Origin of the sequence: Marinobacter maroccanus, assembly GCF_002933275.1 — a bacterium.
In the GTDB taxonomy this organism is placed as follows: domain Bacteria; phylum Pseudomonadota; class Gammaproteobacteria; order Pseudomonadales; family Oleiphilaceae; genus Marinobacter; species Marinobacter maroccanus.
In genome coordinates, this window is record NZ_PSSX01000002.1 from 96,458 (window position 1) to 113,018 (window position 16,561).

15 protein-coding genes and 2 tRNA genes are annotated in these 16,561 nt (G+C 59.1%); 6 read left to right on the forward strand and 11 right to left on the reverse strand.

Going from position 1 to position 16,561, the window contains the following annotated elements:
• Positions 1-86: 86 nt before the first annotated feature.
• The 6 genes from KEHDKFFH_RS02985 to KEHDKFFH_RS03010 all read right to left on the reverse strand — a co-directional run bounded on the left by KEHDKFFH_RS02985 (position 87) and on the right by KEHDKFFH_RS03010 (position 6,456).
• Positions 87-797, reverse strand: a complete 711-nt coding sequence (locus KEHDKFFH_RS02985) for a hypothetical protein (RefSeq protein ID WP_104320552.1) — start codon at positions 795-797, stop codon at positions 87-89.
• The gene (locus KEHDKFFH_RS02990; RefSeq protein WP_104320553.1) at positions 794-1,354 is read right to left on the reverse strand and encodes a hypothetical protein; all 561 of its coding nucleotides are present in this window, start codon (positions 1,352-1,354) and stop codon (positions 794-796) included. The genes KEHDKFFH_RS02985 and KEHDKFFH_RS02990 overlap by 4 nt, the downstream gene beginning before the upstream one ends.
• A gap of 83 nt (positions 1,355-1,437) precedes the next feature.
• Positions 1,438-4,350: a formate dehydrogenase subunit alpha gene (gene fdhF / locus KEHDKFFH_RS02995; RefSeq protein ID WP_241956417.1), complete on the reverse strand. Its 2,913-nt coding sequence runs from the start codon at positions 4,348-4,350 to the stop codon at positions 1,438-1,440.
• 11 nt (positions 4,351-4,361) lie between these two features.
• Positions 4,362-6,077 (reverse strand): NADH-ubiquinone oxidoreductase-F iron-sulfur binding region domain-containing protein, encoded by a 1,716-nt coding sequence (locus KEHDKFFH_RS03000; RefSeq protein WP_104320554.1) that lies wholly within the window; start codon positions 6,075-6,077, stop codon positions 4,362-4,364.
• Between the two features lie 169 nt (positions 6,078-6,246).
• Positions 6,247-6,320 (reverse strand) — tRNA-Cys (locus KEHDKFFH_RS03005).
• Between the two features lie 60 nt (positions 6,321-6,380).
• Positions 6,381-6,456 (reverse strand) — tRNA-Gly (locus KEHDKFFH_RS03010).
• Between the two features lie 225 nt (positions 6,457-6,681).
• Between KEHDKFFH_RS03010 and KEHDKFFH_RS03015 the strand changes: the two genes are divergently transcribed.
• Genes KEHDKFFH_RS03015 through KEHDKFFH_RS03030 form a run of 4 tightly spaced genes read left to right on the forward strand, consistent with a single transcriptional unit; the run spans position 6,682 to position 10,275 of the window.
• The gene (locus KEHDKFFH_RS03015; protein WP_104320555.1) at positions 6,682-7,848 is read left to right on the forward strand and encodes an MlaE family ABC transporter permease; all 1,167 of its coding nucleotides are present in this window, start codon (positions 6,682-6,684) and stop codon (positions 7,846-7,848) included.
• Positions 7,849-7,850: 2 nt separating this feature from the next.
• Positions 7,851-8,684 (forward strand): ABC transporter ATP-binding protein, encoded by an 834-nt coding sequence (locus KEHDKFFH_RS03020; RefSeq protein WP_422385681.1) that lies wholly within the window; start codon positions 7,851-7,853, stop codon positions 8,682-8,684.
• Positions 8,685-8,686: 2 nt separating this feature from the next.
• Positions 8,687-9,625, forward strand: a complete 939-nt coding sequence (locus KEHDKFFH_RS03025; RefSeq protein ID WP_104320557.1) for an MlaD family protein — start codon at positions 8,687-8,689, stop codon at positions 9,623-9,625.
• Positions 9,622-10,275, forward strand: a complete 654-nt coding sequence (locus KEHDKFFH_RS03030) for an ABC-type transport auxiliary lipoprotein family protein (RefSeq protein ID WP_104320558.1) — start codon at positions 9,622-9,624, stop codon at positions 10,273-10,275. The genes KEHDKFFH_RS03025 and KEHDKFFH_RS03030 overlap by 4 nt, the downstream gene beginning before the upstream one ends.
• Here KEHDKFFH_RS03030 and pgsA read toward each other — a convergent pair.
• From pgsA to KEHDKFFH_RS03055, 5 genes are all read right to left on the reverse strand, one after another.
• Complete coding sequence (pgsA, locus tag KEHDKFFH_RS03035) at positions 10,208-10,786, reverse strand: CDP-diacylglycerol--glycerol-3-phosphate 3-phosphatidyltransferase (RefSeq protein WP_104320559.1); 579 nt, start codon at positions 10,784-10,786, stop codon at positions 10,208-10,210. The genes KEHDKFFH_RS03030 and pgsA overlap by 68 nt on opposite strands.
• 7 nt (positions 10,787-10,793) lie before the next feature.
• On the reverse strand, positions 10,794-12,656 hold the full coding sequence (uvrC, locus tag KEHDKFFH_RS03040) for an excinuclease ABC subunit UvrC (RefSeq protein ID WP_104320560.1): 1,863 nt from the start codon (positions 12,654-12,656) through the stop codon (positions 10,794-10,796).
• Positions 12,640-13,302 (reverse strand): UvrY/SirA/GacA family response regulator transcription factor, encoded by a 663-nt coding sequence (gene uvrY / locus KEHDKFFH_RS03045; protein WP_104320561.1) that lies wholly within the window; start codon positions 13,300-13,302, stop codon positions 12,640-12,642. The genes uvrC and uvrY overlap by 17 nt, the downstream gene beginning before the upstream one ends.
• Positions 13,303-13,402: 100 nt before the next feature.
• The gene (locus KEHDKFFH_RS03050) at positions 13,403-13,654 is read right to left on the reverse strand and encodes a hypothetical protein (protein ID WP_104320562.1); all 252 of its coding nucleotides are present in this window, start codon (positions 13,652-13,654) and stop codon (positions 13,403-13,405) included.
• A gap of 84 nt (positions 13,655-13,738) precedes the next feature.
• The gene (locus KEHDKFFH_RS03055) at positions 13,739-15,358 is read right to left on the reverse strand and encodes a methyl-accepting chemotaxis protein (protein WP_104320563.1); all 1,620 of its coding nucleotides are present in this window, start codon (positions 15,356-15,358) and stop codon (positions 13,739-13,741) included.
• 168 nt (positions 15,359-15,526) lie between these two features.
• Between KEHDKFFH_RS03055 and KEHDKFFH_RS03060 the strand changes: the two genes are divergently transcribed.
• Positions 15,527-16,231, forward strand: coding sequence for an AzlC family ABC transporter permease (locus tag KEHDKFFH_RS03060; protein ID WP_104320564.1), 705 nt, complete (start codon positions 15,527-15,529; stop codon positions 16,229-16,231).
• Positions 16,224-16,553: a branched-chain amino acid transporter permease gene (locus KEHDKFFH_RS03065; RefSeq protein WP_104320565.1), complete on the forward strand. Its 330-nt coding sequence runs from the start codon at positions 16,224-16,226 to the stop codon at positions 16,551-16,553. Before KEHDKFFH_RS03060 ends, KEHDKFFH_RS03065 begins: the two co-directional genes overlap by 8 nt.
• Positions 16,554-16,561: the final 8 nt, after the last annotated feature.

Consider the following 16,561-nt stretch of genomic DNA (forward strand, 5'->3'; position numbering starts at 1 on the left):
TATAAGAAATGGTTTGCTTCAGACGCTTAACGGAGCTCAACCTGCACGCCGCATACTTGAACTTCGGAAAACACTATCGCTTCGCATCAATGCCCAAAATGGGTCAGAGTTTCAATCCGTTCAAACAAAATTTGCTCTCGCTCTGCATTTCCACGCGCCTGGCTGTTAACGGCGTACTCAAAGTTGGGGTCTTGCAACAATTGGCTGAATTCTTCTGCCAGGTAGCCTCGTAATTCTTCGGGCGCAGCCTTGACCTCATTGATCAATGACTCACGACCATCAATCAACGTGAGCAAATCTTCGATGTCGTGGCTGGAGAGTGTATCGCCCTTACCTCGGCCCTTGTATGCCTCCAGCTTGGTTGCAAGAAAATACGACGGATTTACCAGTCTGATGGAGAGATAGTCAGACAACTTGTAAGGCATGGCAGTCTTCAGCGCATCGCCATACCATCGGTTGCTGAACCCCAGGACCTGTGGATCGTCCGGCATGAAATCCACTCGTAAATCGCCCAGCTTCATAGCACATACGGGGGCGCTTTCCTCCAGGTCTGGCGGCATGTCTTTAAAGCCTTTTGCTCTCAATGCCTGTTGCAGCGCATGAAATCCCTGATAGCCCATTACATGGACGATCAGATCCACATCCTCGGTGTGGCGAACTTGCTCAAGTACGAACTCATCGGTTAATAAAAAGCTTGTGGTGCAACCACCTACGAAGGCCACCTGTTCTCGCAGGTCGGGACCAAGCGCCTCAGCAACTTTGCCTACCATCCACTTTTGTAACGCCGGTATGCTCATTCACTCACTTCCATGTGTTTTTTCAACAGGTCTTTTGCCAGATTTGCCTCACGCGGGCCGCCTATGCGTATTGCATCTACCAGGGCTAGCAAGGCGTAAAGCTCCGGATCGCGGTGAACCGCATGGCCCACAGTTTTAAATAGAGGGACAACCTCCAAGCCTTTGTTTTTACCTCGCGCATCTGGCCACACTGGAAAAAGTTCACCTGCGCTGAACACGCGATTTTCCAGCACGGGCGCAGCGAATGCGGTGCTTATACCCCGCGCTAACTGGCCTGGCTTGGCAGGGAACACATATTTGGCACCGTAAACTATGAATTCAAACAGGCTCTTTGTGTTGACACGCGGTACACCGGAATTGCGATCCTTTTTAGCCAAGCCAACCTCAAAACAGCGGCGCAGTGAGTTGCTGACCTGGGATTTCCCAATGCCGGTTTCCAACTCGAGATTGCGCACTGTGTAGGCTGATCTGTCTACACCACCTCCGGTCGCTTCTTGCTGCCGCAGCGAAACCAACTTGAGCAACAGGCCGAGATCTTGACTCTTGATTCCATCCATAGGCTGGATGTCCCTAGTTTTTGGACACGGGACAAGCGTTGCTTAGATTTCAATTAATTGCAAGCTCTCACCAACAGATTCCTTCACGCCGGACTCAGACTACACGCCGCATACTTGAACTCCGGGATCTTTCCGAATGGGTCCAGGGCCGGGTTGGTGAGCACGTTCGCGGCCGCCTCCACAAAGGCGAAGGGTACGAACACCATGCCCTCCGGCATGGTCTGATCGGCCCGTGCCGTCAGGGTGATGGTGCCGCGCCGGGTGGCAATTTGAATGTCATTGCCCGGTGCTACGCCCAAACGATCCAGCTCCGCGGGAGCCAGATAGGCTGCTGCTTCCGGCTCCCGCTCATCCAGCACCCGGCTGCGACGGGTCATGGCGCCGGTGTGCCAGTGCTCAAGCAATCGCCCGGTTGTTAGCACGATGGGATAGGCCTCATCCACCGGCTCATCCGGTGGCAGCGGGCTGGCGGGTGAGAACCTGGCACGGCCTCCTGCGCGCGGGAAGGCATCGGAGAAGACAACGTCCTGGCCCGGGGCGTCATCCGCGGGGCATGGATAGGTTACGGACCCCTCGCGCTCCAGGCGAGACCAGGAGATATGATCCAGTGAGTGCATGCCCTGCTTCATTTCTTCAAACACCTGCTCGGGGCCGGCGTAGTTCCAGGCCAGCCCGAAACGCCGGGCGATTTCCTGAACAACCCACCAGTCTGGCTTTGCCTCTCCCGGGGGCGCCAGTGCGGCACGGCCCATTTGCACCTGGCGGTTGGTGTTGGTGACGGTGCCGGACTTTTCCGACCAGGCGGCTGCCGGCAGGATCACGTCGGCAAACTGAGCGGTCTCGGTGACGAACAGGTCCTGTACCACCAGGTGCTCAAGAGCAGCGAGCGCGGCCCGGGCGTGGGTCAGGTCCGGGTCCGACATCGCGGGGTTTTCGCCGAGGATGTACATGGCCTTGATGGTGCCGGCCTTGATGGCGTCCATAATCTCTACCACGGTGAGCCCTGGTTCCGGGTCCAGTTCGGTGTTCCAGAGCTCTTCGAAGGCGGCGCGCAACTGGGCATCCCCGACCGGTTGGTAATCGGGCAGCACCATGGGGATCAAGCCCGCATCGGAGGCGCCCTGCACGTTGTTCTGTCCCCGCAACGGGTGCAGGCCGGTGCCGGGTCTGCCTGTGTGCCCGCATGTGAGGGCCAGGGAAATCAGGCAGCGGGCGTTGTCGGTGCCGTGCACGTGTTGGGAGATGCCCATGCCCCAGAAAATCATCGCTCTATCAGCCTCGGCGTAGGCTCGGGCCACTTCACGAATGGCCTCGGGCTGAAGGCCGCAGACCGGGCTCATCACCTCCGGGGTCATACGTTCAACGCTGGCTGCCAGCGCCTCGAAGCCTTCGGTGTGGGCGTCAATGTAGGCCTGGTCAAAGAGTCCTTCGCTGATAATCACATTGAGCATGGCGTTGAACAGCGACACGTCGCCACCCGGCGAAAAACGCAGGCTGCGCCAGGCATAGGCATCCAGCGCCTGGCCCCGGGGGTCGATGATGATCAGCTTGGTGCCGTTTCGAGCCGCCTGCTTGAAGTAGGTGGCGGCCACAGGATGGTTCACGGCCGGGTTGCAGCCGGTGAGGATCACCACATCCGCCTCAAGGGCCTGCATGAAGGAGGCAGTCACGGCGCCGGAGCCCAGGCACTCCATCAACGCGGCGACGGAGCTGGCGTGGCAAAGCCGCGTGCAATGGTCAACGTGGTTGGAACCGAAACCGGTGCGCACCAGCTTCTGGAACAGCCAGGCTTCTTCGTTGGAGCACTTGGCACTGCCGAAGCCGGCAAGCGCATCCGGTCCGTGTTGTGTTTTAAGTTGTGTCAGTCCGCCTGCGGCAAGGTCCAGTGCCTCTTCCCAACTAGCCTCTCGAAAGTGCGTTAACGGATGGGCCGGATCAAAGTCCGGGTCGAGGCCCTTGGGGACGCCCTCCCGGCGAATCAGCGGCCGGGTAAGCCTTGCCGGGTGTGAGGGGTAATCAAAGCCAAAACGGCCTTTCACGCAAAGCCGGCCCTGGTTTGAGGGGCCGTCTTTGCCTTCCACAAACAGGATGCGTCCTCGCTGCTCGCCTGTTTCTGATTCGGCAGAAGCGGGCTCGTCTTTCACGTGATAGGTAAGTTGGCAGCCCACGCCACAATAGGGGCAGACGGAGTCCACGGTTCGGTCGGCCGTGGCCGAGTCTCCGCGGCCCTGGGCATCAATCAGGGTGGCAGGCATAAGCGCGCCGGTCGGGCAGGCCTGCACACACTCGCCGCAGGCAACGCAGGTGCTGTCGCCCATGGGATCATCGAAATCGAACACCACCTTGGATGCCGCGCCCCGATGGGCCAGTCCGATCACGTCATTGCCCTGCACTTCCCGACAGGCGCGCTCGCACAACCCGCAGGTGATGCAGGCGTCCAGATTCACGTTCATGGCAGAGTGAGTGGCATCATGGCCCCGGGCATGGGCGAGCGAATCCGACCGCGGCGCAACATGGTGAACCGTTGGCTCGTCACGCTCTGAATGGGCCGGGAGACGTTGGCGCACGGCAGCTGCATCAATCGCCAGTTGATCCGCCGTTTCCCACAGATGGCTTGAGCGATCGGGGCTGCTCTCTCGCGCAGGTTGATCGGCCAGCAGCAATTCCAGCACGCTTTTCCTGGCTTCCTGGGCTCTGGTGGAACCGGCACTTCGCACCACCATGCCCGGCGCGGCCTCGCGAATACAGCTTGCGGCGAGCACCCGCTCACCCTCCACTTCCACCATGCAGGCGCGGCAATTGCCGTCCGCGCGGTAGCCCGGGGCGTCTTTGAAGCACAGGTGCTGGATGGTCTCGCCGGCGCGCTTGGCCACCTGCCACAGGGTTTCGCCAGGGTAGGCCTGTACTTCCACGTCGTCCAGTGTCAGGGTGAAGCTTGTGGTCGCATCGCTCATGGCTTTTTTCGATTCGCTCATGGCTGCTTTCGAATGGCTCATGGCTGTCTCCCCTAACCTTTCGCGATCAGGTTGCTGCTGGCGAGTTCGCTACGGAAGTCCCGCAGCAGGCTCAGCACCGGATTGGGTGCGGCCTGGCCCAGACCGCAGATGGACGCATCCGCCATCACGCCGGCCAGCTGCTGGAGCGTCGGCTCATCCCAGGTATCCCGCTCCAGTAAGGTGAGCATTTTCTCGGTGCCCACACGGCAGGGCGTGCACTGGCCGCAGGATTCATCCGCGAAGAAGCTCAACAGGTTGGCAGCCGCAGCCTGCAAATCGTCCTGATCCGACAGAACGATCACGGCAGCAGAACCGATGAAGCAGCCGTGTTCCTGCAGGGTGTCGAAATCCAGCGGAATGTCGGCTTTGCTGGCCGGCAGTATGCCGCCGGACGCCCCGCCGGGCAGATAAGCCAATAGTCGGTGCCCTTCGGCCATGCCGCCGCAGTATTCCTCAATCAATTCATTGAGGGTGATGCCAGCGGGTGCGACGTGCACACCCGGCCGCGCAACCCGACCGGACACCGAAAAGCTCCGAAGCCCCTTGCGACCATGCCGACCCTGGCTGGCGAACCAGTCGGCGCCCTGGGCGTGGATGCGAGGAATCCAGTAAACGGTCTCGACGTTATTAACCAGCGTGGGCAGGTTAAAGAGTCCCTTCTGGGCCACGAACGGCGGGCGATGCCGTGGCTTGCCGGGTTTGCCTTCCAGGGACTCGATCAAGGCGGATTCCTCGCCGCAGATGTACGCGCCCGCGCCCCGGCGCAGGATCACGAAACCGGGTTCTATGATGCCGGCAGCTTCCAGCTCGGCAACGGCGTCTTTCAGCACACTGAGGAGGCCGGGATATTCATCCCGCAGGTATATGTAGAGGGCCTTCGCCTCGACCGCCCAGGCACTCACCAGCGCGCCTTCTATGAAAACGTGGGGTTCTCGCTCCAGGTAATAGCGATCTTTGAAGGTGCCCGGCTCTCCTTCATCCGCGTTAATCACCGCATAACGGGGCCCGGCTTCGGCCCGCACGGCCTGCCATTTGCGGTACGTAGGGAACCCGGCGCCGCCCAGGCCGCGCAAGCCAGCCTGCTCAAGTTCCTCCGCAAGGGACTCGACGGTAACCCTTCCCTCGCGGCAATCCTTCAGCAACTGATAACCACCTACCGAGCGGTAATCCGCCAGCTTCTGCCAATGGATTTTGTCGGGTTGAACCTGCTTTTGTTCGACTGCCGCGCCAACCGTCTGGACAGTGGCGTTGCATACATGATGGTGTCCCACGGCCACCACGGGTGCGGTATCGCAGCGCCCCATGCAAGGAGCGTGGACTACACGCACCTGGCTCGGGTCATGCCCATCAGCCAGTGCCTCTTGCAGTGCCCCTGCGCCCGCCAATTGGCACGAAAGCGAGTCACAGACCCGTAGAGTTATCTCAGGCGGCGGGGCTTGTTCATCGTGAATAACGTCGAAATGGGCGTAGAACGTGGCCGTTTCATAGATGGCGGCCATGGGCAGATTCATGAAAGCGGCAAGTGCCCGAAGGCGGGCCATGGAGAGGTAACCGTCCGCGTCCTGCAATACATGCAGGTGCTCGATAAGGCACTCGCGGTCGCGCAATGACGAATCAACACGTTCGTCACCGATCAGGTCCCGCAGCTCCGACAGTACCGCCGGTTCCAGTTGACGGCCACGTAGAGCAGAGCGCCGGCGTTTGACCATCTTATCGTCTGTGCTCATTGTTGTTGACCAGGCGCCGAGGTATCAAAGACAGCCTTGCCGACTGACTTGACGAGTTACTGATCATTGAAGCATATCAGGCCGGGATTACGCCAGACGATGGAAAGCGGGATGAACAGAACGCAAACCCTGGCTTGAGTCTGAAAGGTACTGGAGTATCGGGAAATAATGGAGGCGCGGGTCGGAATCGAACCGGCGTACACGGAGTTGCAGTCCGCTGCATAACCACTCTGCCACCGCGCCGGAAAAGATCGAAGAGATCGGATCTTTGTGCTCTCAGGTGGGCATTGAGAGACTTGAAATTGGAGCGGGAAACGAGATTCGAACTCGCGACCCCAACCTTGGCAAGGTTGTGCTCTACCAACTGAGCTATTCCCGCTCTTTGTTTCCGGGGCATTGCCTCGTCAACGGCTGCGTATTCTACGGATTACCGTTCGGGCGTCAATAGTTTTTTATCAAGTTTTTGTTTTACTGGAGATTGTGGGTAAAGTTTGGCCAATCGCGATTCCGCGATGAAATCATGCGACTTGCATACTGGCAGAGAACCTTTGCACTCTCTAAGCTAGTGTCTGGCAGGCAACATCACTCAGGGATTCGACAGAACGTGCCCAGTCCTGATTCTTCCGAGCAGACCGATCCACAACAACCGTCTTCCAAACCCGGATCCGTAACCATTGAAGCCGGCACCCTGAAGGTGACGGATGACTGGCTGTTGAGCCATTACCGGTCGCTGGCTTCCCTGGCGTCGTCAATGTCTTCCCGAGATACGAGAGGGTTATCAATCGACCTCTCGGGGCTGGACCGGATTGACACTGCCGGCGCATCGCAACTGGCCTCCCTGATCGGCCCCGAGCGTTTGCTCCAAGCCGCCTCGGCCGCTGGCGACTTACCCCGTGAAAAATCCGCGCTGATTGCTGCCGTATGCGAGGCCATGAAGAACCAGCCCGAGCCTGATGGGCGCGCGCCTTCCCTGCTCTGGAGCTTTGTGACCGGAACAGGCCAGAAGGTGGAGAGCATCTTCCGGTTACTGTGGATTCTTGTGGGCTTCATCGGCCAGACTCTGGGCACCCTGGCCTGGAACCTTCCCCGGCCCTGGCGCTGGCGTATGACGCCCTTCGTTGCAGCCGTTCATGACACCGGTCTGAATGCCCTGCCCATTGTGGCATTGCTTACCTTTCTGGTGGGCGCCGTGGTGGCGTTTCTGGGGGCGACCGTGCTGGATGATTTTGGCGCCACCATTTACACCGTCAACCTGGTGGCCTTCTCCTTCCTTCGGGAGTTCGGGGTGCTTTTGGCCGCAATCCTGCTCGCCGGCCGAACCGCCAGCGCGTTTACCGCCCACATTGGCGCCATGAAGGTCAACGAGGAGCTGGATGCCATCCGCACCCTGGGCCTGAACCCCATCGAACTACTGGTGCTACCCAGGGTAATGGCGATGATGGTGACCCTCCCCATCCTCACGTTTGTGGGCATAATATCGGGCATGGTTGGCGGAGCCATGGTCTGCGCCCTGGTGCTGGATATCTCTCCGACGCAGTTCATGGCCATCGTTGAGCGGGACATTGCCCTGCAGCATTTCGTTGTGGGCATTGTGAAGGCGCCGATCTTTGCGTTCCTGATTGCCGTGATTGGCTGCCTGGAAGGGTTCAAGGTGGCTGGCAGTGCCCAATCGGTGGGCGAACACACCACCTCCAGCGTGGTTCAGTCCATCTTTATGGTGATTCTGCTGGACTCCATTGCTGCACTATTCTTTATGGAAATGGGCTGGTGATCATGGCGGTAATGGCGGCATCTTCGAGCACTGAAGCCAGAAACAAACCGGTGATAGCGGTGCGGGACCTGTGCAACAGCTTCGGCGAGCACGTGGTGCACGAGAACCTCGATCTCGATCTGCTGCGGGGCGAAATACTGGGCGTGGTTGGCGGGTCGGGAACCGGCAAGACTGTGCTATTGCGCAGTATCGTTGGGCTGAATACGCCCGCCTCGGGCCATATCCGGGTGTTTGGTGAGGATCTTATCCAGCTTTCGGCACGGGCACGTTCCCGCATAGAGCAACGCTTCGGTGTTCTGTTCCAGGGGGGCGCCCTGTTTACTTCGCTGAACCTGCAGGAGAATATCGCCGTTCCGCTGATTGAACATGCAGGACTGAAACGGCCCGAAGCGGAGCAGCTGGCTCGCATGAAGCTGGCGCTGACCGGCTTGCCCCCCGATGCAGCGGTACGCTATCCGTCTGAGCTTTCCGGAGGCATGGTAAAGCGGGCGAGCCTGGCCCGGGCACTGGCACTCGATCCGGAGATCCTGTTCCTGGATGAGCCCACGGCGGGCCTGGACCCCATTGGGGCAGCTGCATTTGACCGGCTGATTGTGACGCTACGGGATGCCCTGGGGCTGACTGTGTTTCTGGTCACCCATGACCTGGACACCCTCTACTCAACCTGCGACCGGGTTGCGGTACTGTCACAGCGCAAAGTGCTGGTAGCTGATACGCTGGAGGCTGTTGCCACCACTGAAGATGAGTGGATTCAGGACTACTTTAACGGCCCCCGTGGCCGGGCAGCGAGCTACGCATTCAGGGACCATTTGAACAAACGGAATCAGGAGCAGTAACCATGGAGCCAAGGGCCCACCACCTGATCATTGGCCTGTTTACCATCCTGGCCTTTGCGGCCGCGCTGATCTTTTCCCTGTGGCTGGCGAAATCCTCCGCCGATCGGGAATGGGGTTACTACGAAATTGTCTTCGACCATGCCGTTGGCGGCCTGTCCGAGGGTAACCCTGTGCTTTACAGCGGCGTTCAGATTGGTGATGTGGTGGAGCTGAACCTGGACCCGGACAACCCCGGCCACGTGCGGGTGCTGGTTCGGGTTGATCAGTCGGTTCCCATTCGTGAGAACACCAAGGCCGGCCTGGTGCTCGCCAACATCACCGGCAGCATGAGTGTGCAGTTCAGCGGCGGAAGCCCGGACCAGCCGGTGCTGAAGGGCGATCGCGATAACCCACCGGTCATTGTTGCGGAGCCTTCGGCGTTCAATAGCCTGCTCGCCAATGGCGAACAACTCCTGGCCAAGGCGGACCAGCTGCTTACCAGCACTACGGAGCTGCTATCCAGTGACAACATCGAGAATGCATCCGCTATTCTGAAAAACACACGGGAAGCCACGGATGCCCTGCTCGACCGCCGGGAACAGCTCATCGCCCTGCTCGAACAATTCGACGCTGCCGCCGTTCGCGCCGAGGAAGCAGCCATCAAGGTATCCAGGGTTTCGGATAACGCCAACGAGCTGCTGCAGAACGATGGTCAACAGGTCCTGCAATCCATGGACAAGGCCCTTGCGGTTATCACCACCACCATGACTCGGATTGATGAACTGACCCGTAACAACCAGGGGGCAATGGATGCCGGGCTTCAGGGTATGGGGGAGTTGGCGCCCGCACTGCGGGAGCTGAGGGCCACCCTGCGCAGCCTGAACCAGTTTACCCGCCGCCTGGAGCAGGATCCCACGGGCACCCTGTTCGGTAATGAAACCATGAAGGAGATGGCACAGTGACATTGAGGTCATTCAGAAACCTGACGCTTCTGCTCGGTGCCGCCGTTGCCAGTGGCTGCACGGTGTTTCCGAACCCGGAGCCACCGAGGGTCATGGACCTGGCTTTGGTCCAGGCGGTTCCAGCGGCGGAGCAACCGGTTCAGGCATCCCTTCGCGTTGATACACCCTACGCCTCAGAACCTTTCAATGGGTCGCTGATTCTGGCAAAACCCTCGGCTCAGGAGTTCCGGGCCTACGAGGGGACACGCTGGCGAGACACGGCACCGGTGGTGGTCCGGGATACGCTGGTCAGCAGCCTTCGCCAGAGTGGCGCCTACACGAACGTGATTACTGATACCAATCCGGCGCAGGCTGAGTTGACCCTTGTCACCGAACTCTCGGCGTTTCATTCGGAAACCCCGGAATCCGGAGCCCAGGTGGTTATCGAGCTGCACCTGCAGATGATTCACAACCGTTCGAGGGCCAGCCTGTGCACTCGCTCTGTGCGGGTTGTGGAGCAGGCCTCAGGCACATCGGTTGACCAGATTGTTGAGGCCTTCGGAACCGCTGGCGGCAATCTGGCCGCCAGGGTGATTGAATGGGCTACGACGTGTGACTATCCGCCTCGCCTGAGGCCTTCTGGGGAAACAGATCCGTCCAGGCAGCCTTGAGGTAGAGGCCCATGGACCACAACGTCAGAGTCGCAGCGATATAGAGCAGCACCAGAGCGACATTGGCCCAGAGGACACCGGGAGGAAATGCCAGAAGACCAACAATTGCGCACATCTGCGCTGTGGTCTTGATCTTGCCGATGTAGGAAACCGCCACACTGTTGCGGCTGCCAATTTCCGCCATCCACTCCCGCAAGGCGGAAATGACAATCTCACGGCCAATAATAACGGTGGCAGGAATCGTCAGCAGAATCGCAGAGTGCTCCTCGATCAGCACAGCCAGCGCAACGGCTACCATGAGCTTGTCCGCGACCGGATCCAGGAAGGCGCCAAACGGGGTGCTCTGGTCGAGTTTACGGGCCAGATAACCGTCCAGCCAGTCGGTGGCCGCCGCCAATCCGAAAATCGCCGCGCTCACGAGGTAGCTCCACCCCACCGGAAGATAGAAAATCACCACGAACACCGGAATCATGATGATGCGGGAGAGGGTGAGGATGTTTGGTAAATTCATGCTGTCCTTACTCATCGTGCAATGCTGCGTATATGGTTTCGGCCAGTGATTTGCTGATGCCCTGCACTTTGGTCATCTCATCAATCCCGGCCTTGCGGAGTTCCTGTATTCCGCCAAAGTAACGAATCAGGTCGCGGCGCTTCTTCGGCCCCACGCCCTCAATGCCTTCCAGTGTAGACTGCCGGCGCTTTTTGTCCCTCCGGGCCCGGTGCCCGGTAATCGCAAAACGGTGGGACTCGTCCCGGATATGCTGGATCAGGTGCAGCGCTGGCGAATCTGCCGGCACCCGGAACACATCCCCGGTGATGGCATCAATAAGCTGCTCCATGCCTGCACGACGGGTCACGCCCTTGGCGACACCGATCAGCGGGATATCGGAAATCTCAAGCTCATCAAAGACTTCCCGGGCAATGTTCAACTGCCCCTTACCACCGTCTATGAAGACCAGATCGGGGCGTTTGCCCTCGCCGGCCACCATCCGCTTGTAGCGACGGGAAAGCACCTGACGCATGGCGGCGTAATCATCGCCACCGGTCACGCCCTCGATATTGTACAGGCGGTAATCGCTCTTCAGGGGGCCATTCTCATCGAAAACCACACAGGATGCGACGGTATTTTCCCCGTGGCTGTGGCTGATATCGAAACATTCCATGCGTGACGGCGTCTCCGACAGCTCCAGAAGATCCCTCAGGGCCAGCAGGCGCCGGTACACGGTCTCCTTGCTCGCCAGGTGGGTGAGGAGGGTCTGGCGGGCGTTGGTCATGGCCAGCTCCAGCCACCGGCGCCGTTCACCCCGGACGTTGCCGCGAATCCGGGTTTCCCGGTTCGCCAGTTCAGTCAGGGCCTGGGCCAATAACTCCTGGCCCTCTACCTCAACCGGCACCAGGATATCCCGCGGAATCTCCCGGCGGGTGTTGCCACCAAAGTAATACTGGCCCAGGAAGGCGCTGAGCAGTTCGCCCTCGGTCTGCTCAATGGAATAGCGGGGGAAATAGTCCTTAGTGCCGAGCACACGGCCACCCCGCACGATGATCACCACAATGCAGACCACACCGGCATCCTGGGCAATGGCAATGACATCGGCGTCGCCGCCCTCGCCTTCGATTGATTGCTGCTCCTGCACGTGGCGCAGGTGGTTGATCTGGTCGCGGTAGGCGGCGGCTTTCTCGAACTCCAGGTTTTTCGAGGCGGCTTCCATGGCGTTCATCAGGTCGTGGAGGATCGCCGGGTTCTTGCCTTCCAGAAACATGGTGGCGTGGCGGATGTCCTGCTGATACTCCTCGGGTGTGATATAGCCCACACAAGGTGCGGTACAGCGGTTGATCTGGTATTGCAGGCAAGGCCTGGTTCGATTCCTGAAAAAGCTTTCACTACAGTTTCTTATGCGGAAAATCTTCTGTAATACATTAAGACTTTCCTTGACTGCACCGGAGCTGGGAAACGGCCCGAACCAGGTGCCGCCACCCTTTTTGGTGCGCCCACGACGAAACGTCAGTGAGGGGTAATCGCTGTGGGAAGACAGATAGATATAGGGATAGGATTTATCGTCACGGAGCAGAATGTTATAGGGCGGCCGTAACGATTTGATCAGGTTCTGTTCGAGCAGCAGAGCTTCGGTTTCACTGCCGGTAATCGTCACCTCGATAGAGGCGATCTTGCCGACCAGGGCTTCGGTTTTCGGTGCCAGGCCGGTCTTGCGGAAGTAGCTGCCAACCCGTTTTTTCAGGTTGCGGGCCTTACCCACGTATAGAACCGAGCCGCCCTCGTCGTACATTCGGTAGACGCCGGGCCGCTCGGTTAACTGTTTCAGGAAGCTCTTGCTGTCAAACTCCCCGATGTGGGTGCTTTCAGGGTCAGACCTTGTCGGCATCAAGCAACCCGAGCCGCACTGCCATCAGGGCCAATTCAACATCACTGGAGATTTCCAGTTTCTCGAAGATCCGATAACGGTAGCTGTTCACCGTCTTCGGACTCAGGCACAGCTTGTCCGAGATATCCTGCACCTTCTGGCAGTCCACCACCATCATGGCAATCTGCATTTCCCGCTCGGAAAGCCGGTCGAACATCGAAAGTTCGCCGTCTTCATCGCGATCACCGCCGCCCAGCTGCTTCAGGGCCATCTTCTGGGCAATTTCCGGGCTGATGTAACGCTGGCCGGTGTGGGCCATACGGATAGCGCGGACCATCTCTTTGATATCAGCGCCTTTGGTGATGTAGGCGGTGGCACCGCTTTGCATGACACGGGTGGGATAGGGATCGTCCGCGCAGGCGGTTACCACGATCACCCGGATGGAATCATCAATGCGGAGTATACGACGGGTTGCCTCAAGGCCCCCGATGCCCGGCATGCGGATATCCATGAGTACAATGTCCGGCCGCTCCTGGCGGACGAAATCAATGGCATCCTCTCCGGATGACGCCTGCCCGATGACTTCAATGTCCGGGTTGTCAGCCAGCATCCGGGTAATACCGGACCTCACCAGCTCATGGTCATCTACAACCAGTACCCTGATCAAAATTCACCTCGCACACGGCTTTCGGGAAATCAGCGCGATTGTAACGTTTAGTTCCGGCCCCGGGTAGGTGCAAACACAAATACCGTGACACACCTGACGCCTAACCCGGCACACCCAGACCGGCTGTGTTCTCCACCGGGTCGAACCACACCACCAGATCGCCCCGACGCACCGCAGACATCACCCTGCTCTGCTCACTCATGGGGTTTTCGGTATCGTTCAGCCCGTGGTAGCGGGTGCAGTATTCTTCCACCAGGCCCTGAAGCTGGTCTTCGCTCAGCAACTCGGTGTCTACGATGAACTTTTCCTGTCTGGGGTCTTGCTCTGGCTGGTTTTCGGTACTGTCGGTCATACTACCTCCTGCGGAAACTCCATGGTAAGAGTAATGGCGGCGAGGTAGAAGCCCAGAGAGGGATTCCGGGCAAACAATCGTTGATCAGGCAGGTTCTGCGGCGGTTCGGAAACGTGCGATCAATTGTCGCATGGAGACCGACTCCTGCCTGAGCGCCTCGCTGATGGTCCGGGTTTGCTCGACGGTCTCGATGAGGAAATCAGCGCTTTCGTCCAGCGCCGTTGAACGGCGGCCTACCCGGCCGATCTCGTCCCGTTGCAGTGCAACGGCCGAGCTGATTTCGGCACTGTGATTCTCAAGGTCAACAAACTGGCCCTGCAGGGATTGAAGATGACCCTTCAGCGCAGCCAGATGCTCGCGGTTGCTGCTGCCGGCCACGCGCATTTCCTCCAGCAGTGCATCAACGCTACTTACGCCGGATACCAGGTCCTGCACCCACTGGGATATATCCCGGGTAGAGTCGAAGGTGCGCCGGGACAGAGTCCGTACCTCATCGGCCACCACCGCAAAACCACGACCGTGTTCCCCTGCGCGGGCCGCTTCAATCGCAGCGTTCAGAGCCAGCAAGTTGGTCTGCTCGGCAATATCGGCAATCACTCCAATGACCTGCTCAATCTTGCCCGTGGATTCGTTAAGGGCGTGAATGGAGCCTGAAACGCGGGAAATGACATCCACCGTATGTTCCGCAGCGCCCTCGCTTGTGGTGAGTCGATGCTGGACTTCTTCGTTGGCCGCCACCGCCGATTTCACGGTGTTGGCAGACTCATCTGTGGCTCGCTCAATGGCCGACGCCTGATCGGCAATGGCGGCCATGGACTGGCTGACATCATGGATCTGCTTCCGGGTTTTCTCGGATGCTGCCTGGAGGGATTCGGCGCCATTATCCAGGGCGCCGGAACGCTCATCCAGACCACCGGCAGCCGAACGGATGTCGGCGATAAAGTGTTCGAATCGGGAGACCAATCCACCCAATGCGCTTGCGACACCAGCCACTTCGTCACGCCCTTTCAGGACCGGTACCCGCGTGAGGTCTGCGTTTTTCTCCATGGCGACCAGATCGCTCTCCATGCCCTGCAAACGCAGAATCACCGACTGTCTCAGCCACCAGGTCATGGCGATGACGATGAGCAGGAAGGACACTGAGCCGGCAATCAGATAGGTTTGCTGGCCAGAAAGGAATGACAACAACTCATCTGCACCCACTGACACAGACTCCCGGCTCTGGAGCTGGCGTTCGGTTATCGCGCCGAGCATCGGCTCCATGGCCGGGAAAAGATCGAAATCCACCACCTGACCAACCCGATAATAGCTTTTCTCGGCAATCCCCTCTTTCATCCGGGCCATAAGCGCCAGTACCCGCTCGAAATCCTTGCGATGTTCGTCTGCCCACTCCCGGAGCCCCGGGTCCGTTTCAAGGTTCTGCCAATGGTCGGGCAACGCGGCTTCCAGGCGGCTGAACTCGGTCTCGATTTCATCCCATAGCAGAAGCTGGGCCTTGATCTTATAGGCGAGGTCCTGAAGGTGCCGGTGATCCTGTTCCAGATCCGCCAGCAGCCAGGCTTCGTTGAGCTTGGTCTGGATCAGGGTTTTGGAGGCGTCTTCGGCTTTCAGGATTATGCTCCAGGACAGTGCGGAGAGCCCCGCGACGGCAAAGACCGAGAGAAAGGCGAAAAAAAGGATGCGGGTTCTGACTGTGCCGAACATGACAACTCCAACAGCGGGATATGCCGCGGATGGTATGCCGATTTTGTGACACTTTTATTGCACCTGATGCGTCAGCTTTTTACCGCCTACAGTCGAGAATGATGTTAACCACTTCAAAAAAATCCACCGATTCTCTATGATCGCCGCTTTCTGACCGTTTGGATGCTAATGAACCAGTCCGTTTTCAGACTCACTTTACCCATTCTGTTCGGCTATCTACCGCTGGGCATGGCTTTCGGCGTGCTGTTCACAACGCAGCTCGACTATGCCTGGTGGGCAGCGCCGTTGATGGGCATCGTGATCTACGCCGGCGCCGGCCAGATACTGGCCGTGAGCCTTCTGGCCGTTAATGCCGGCCTGCTGGAAGTATTCATCGCAATGTTTGTTCTGAACGCCCGACATCTGTTCTACGGGCTTTCACTCCTTGGCCAGTTCAAGGGGGCGGGCTGGCGCAAGCTCTACCTGATTTTCGGTTTAACGGATGAAACCTATTCCCTGCTCACCAGTCGCCCTCGGGGCACTGATCGGGGCCATGAACAGGAGGTGGATTTCCGGATTACCGGCTTCAACCAGTGTTACTGGGTGCTGGGCTGTGCGATCGGCGCACTTCTTGGCAACAACGTTGCCTTTGACAGCACGGGCATTGAATTCGCGCTGGTGGCCTTGTTCATTGTTCTGACGCTGGAACAGTTCAAGGCCCTGGGCGAGGGCTTCCCGATCTGGCTTGGAGCCGCGGCAGCGGGTGTTGCCATGCTGCTGTTGCCGCCGGCCCACCAGTTGATTGGGGCCATTGCGCTGGTCACCGCTGTGCTCTTGCTGGAATACCGGAAGAGTCGCGGGCAGACACCACGTGAGGAGAGCAGCCATGGGTGAATCCGGCTACCTGGCAGCATTCATAGCGGTGGCGGCAGTCGCAACCTTTGCCACACGGGTGATTCCGTTCCTGTTTTTCGAGAGGCATACGGAACACCCGCTGGTCCGTCATCTCGGGCGCTACTTGCCTGCGGCGGTTATGGCCTTGCTGGCGACGGTGTTTCTGCAGCGTTCGGCAGACTGGTCCGGTACTTGGATGGGGTTCGATGCCCTGCTACCAGGCGCCCTGGTGATCATTATTCACCTGTGGCGCCGTAATGCCCTGCTTTCGATTGCTGCGGGAACAATCAGTTACATGGCCATCCAGCAAGCCGGGCTCTGACCCGGCCC

Bases quoted from the DNA above. Each gene is read 5' to 3' on its own strand.
- KEHDKFFH_RS02985 (WP_104320552.1), bottom strand. From the start codon at position 797: ATGAGCATACCGGCGTTACAAAAGTGGATGGTAGGCAAAGTTGCTGAG.
- uvrC (WP_104320560.1), bottom strand. From the start codon at position 12,656: ATGCCGACAAGGTCTGACCCTGAAAGCACCCACATCGGGGAGTTTGAC.
- KEHDKFFH_RS03020 (WP_422385681.1), top strand. From the start codon at position 7,851: ATGGCGGTAATGGCGGCATCTTCGAGCACTGAAGCCAGAAACAAACCG.
- KEHDKFFH_RS03065 (WP_104320565.1), top strand. From the start codon at position 16,224: ATGGGTGAATCCGGCTACCTGGCAGCATTCATAGCGGTGGCGGCAGTC.
- KEHDKFFH_RS02990 (WP_104320553.1), bottom strand. From the start codon at position 1,354: ATGGATGGAATCAAGAGTCAAGATCTCGGCCTGTTGCTCAAGTTGGTT.
- KEHDKFFH_RS03050 (WP_104320562.1), bottom strand. From the start codon at position 13,654: ATGACCGACAGTACCGAAAACCAGCCAGAGCAAGACCCCAGACAGGAA.
- KEHDKFFH_RS03025 (WP_104320557.1), top strand. From the start codon at position 8,687: ATGGAGCCAAGGGCCCACCACCTGATCATTGGCCTGTTTACCATCCTG.
- KEHDKFFH_RS03060 (WP_104320564.1), top strand. From the start codon at position 15,527: ATGAACCAGTCCGTTTTCAGACTCACTTTACCCATTCTGTTCGGCTAT.
- KEHDKFFH_RS03055 (WP_104320563.1), bottom strand. From the start codon at position 15,358: ATGTTCGGCACAGTCAGAACCCGCATCCTTTTTTTCGCCTTTCTCTCG.
- pgsA (WP_104320559.1), bottom strand. From the start codon at position 10,786: ATGAATTTACCAAACATCCTCACCCTCTCCCGCATCATCATGATTCCG.
- fdhF (WP_241956417.1), bottom strand. From the start codon at position 4,350: ATGAGCCATTCGAAAGCAGCCATGAGCGAATCGAAAAAAGCCATGAGC.
- KEHDKFFH_RS03000 (WP_104320554.1), bottom strand. From the start codon at position 6,077: ATGAGCACAGACGATAAGATGGTCAAACGCCGGCGCTCTGCTCTACGT.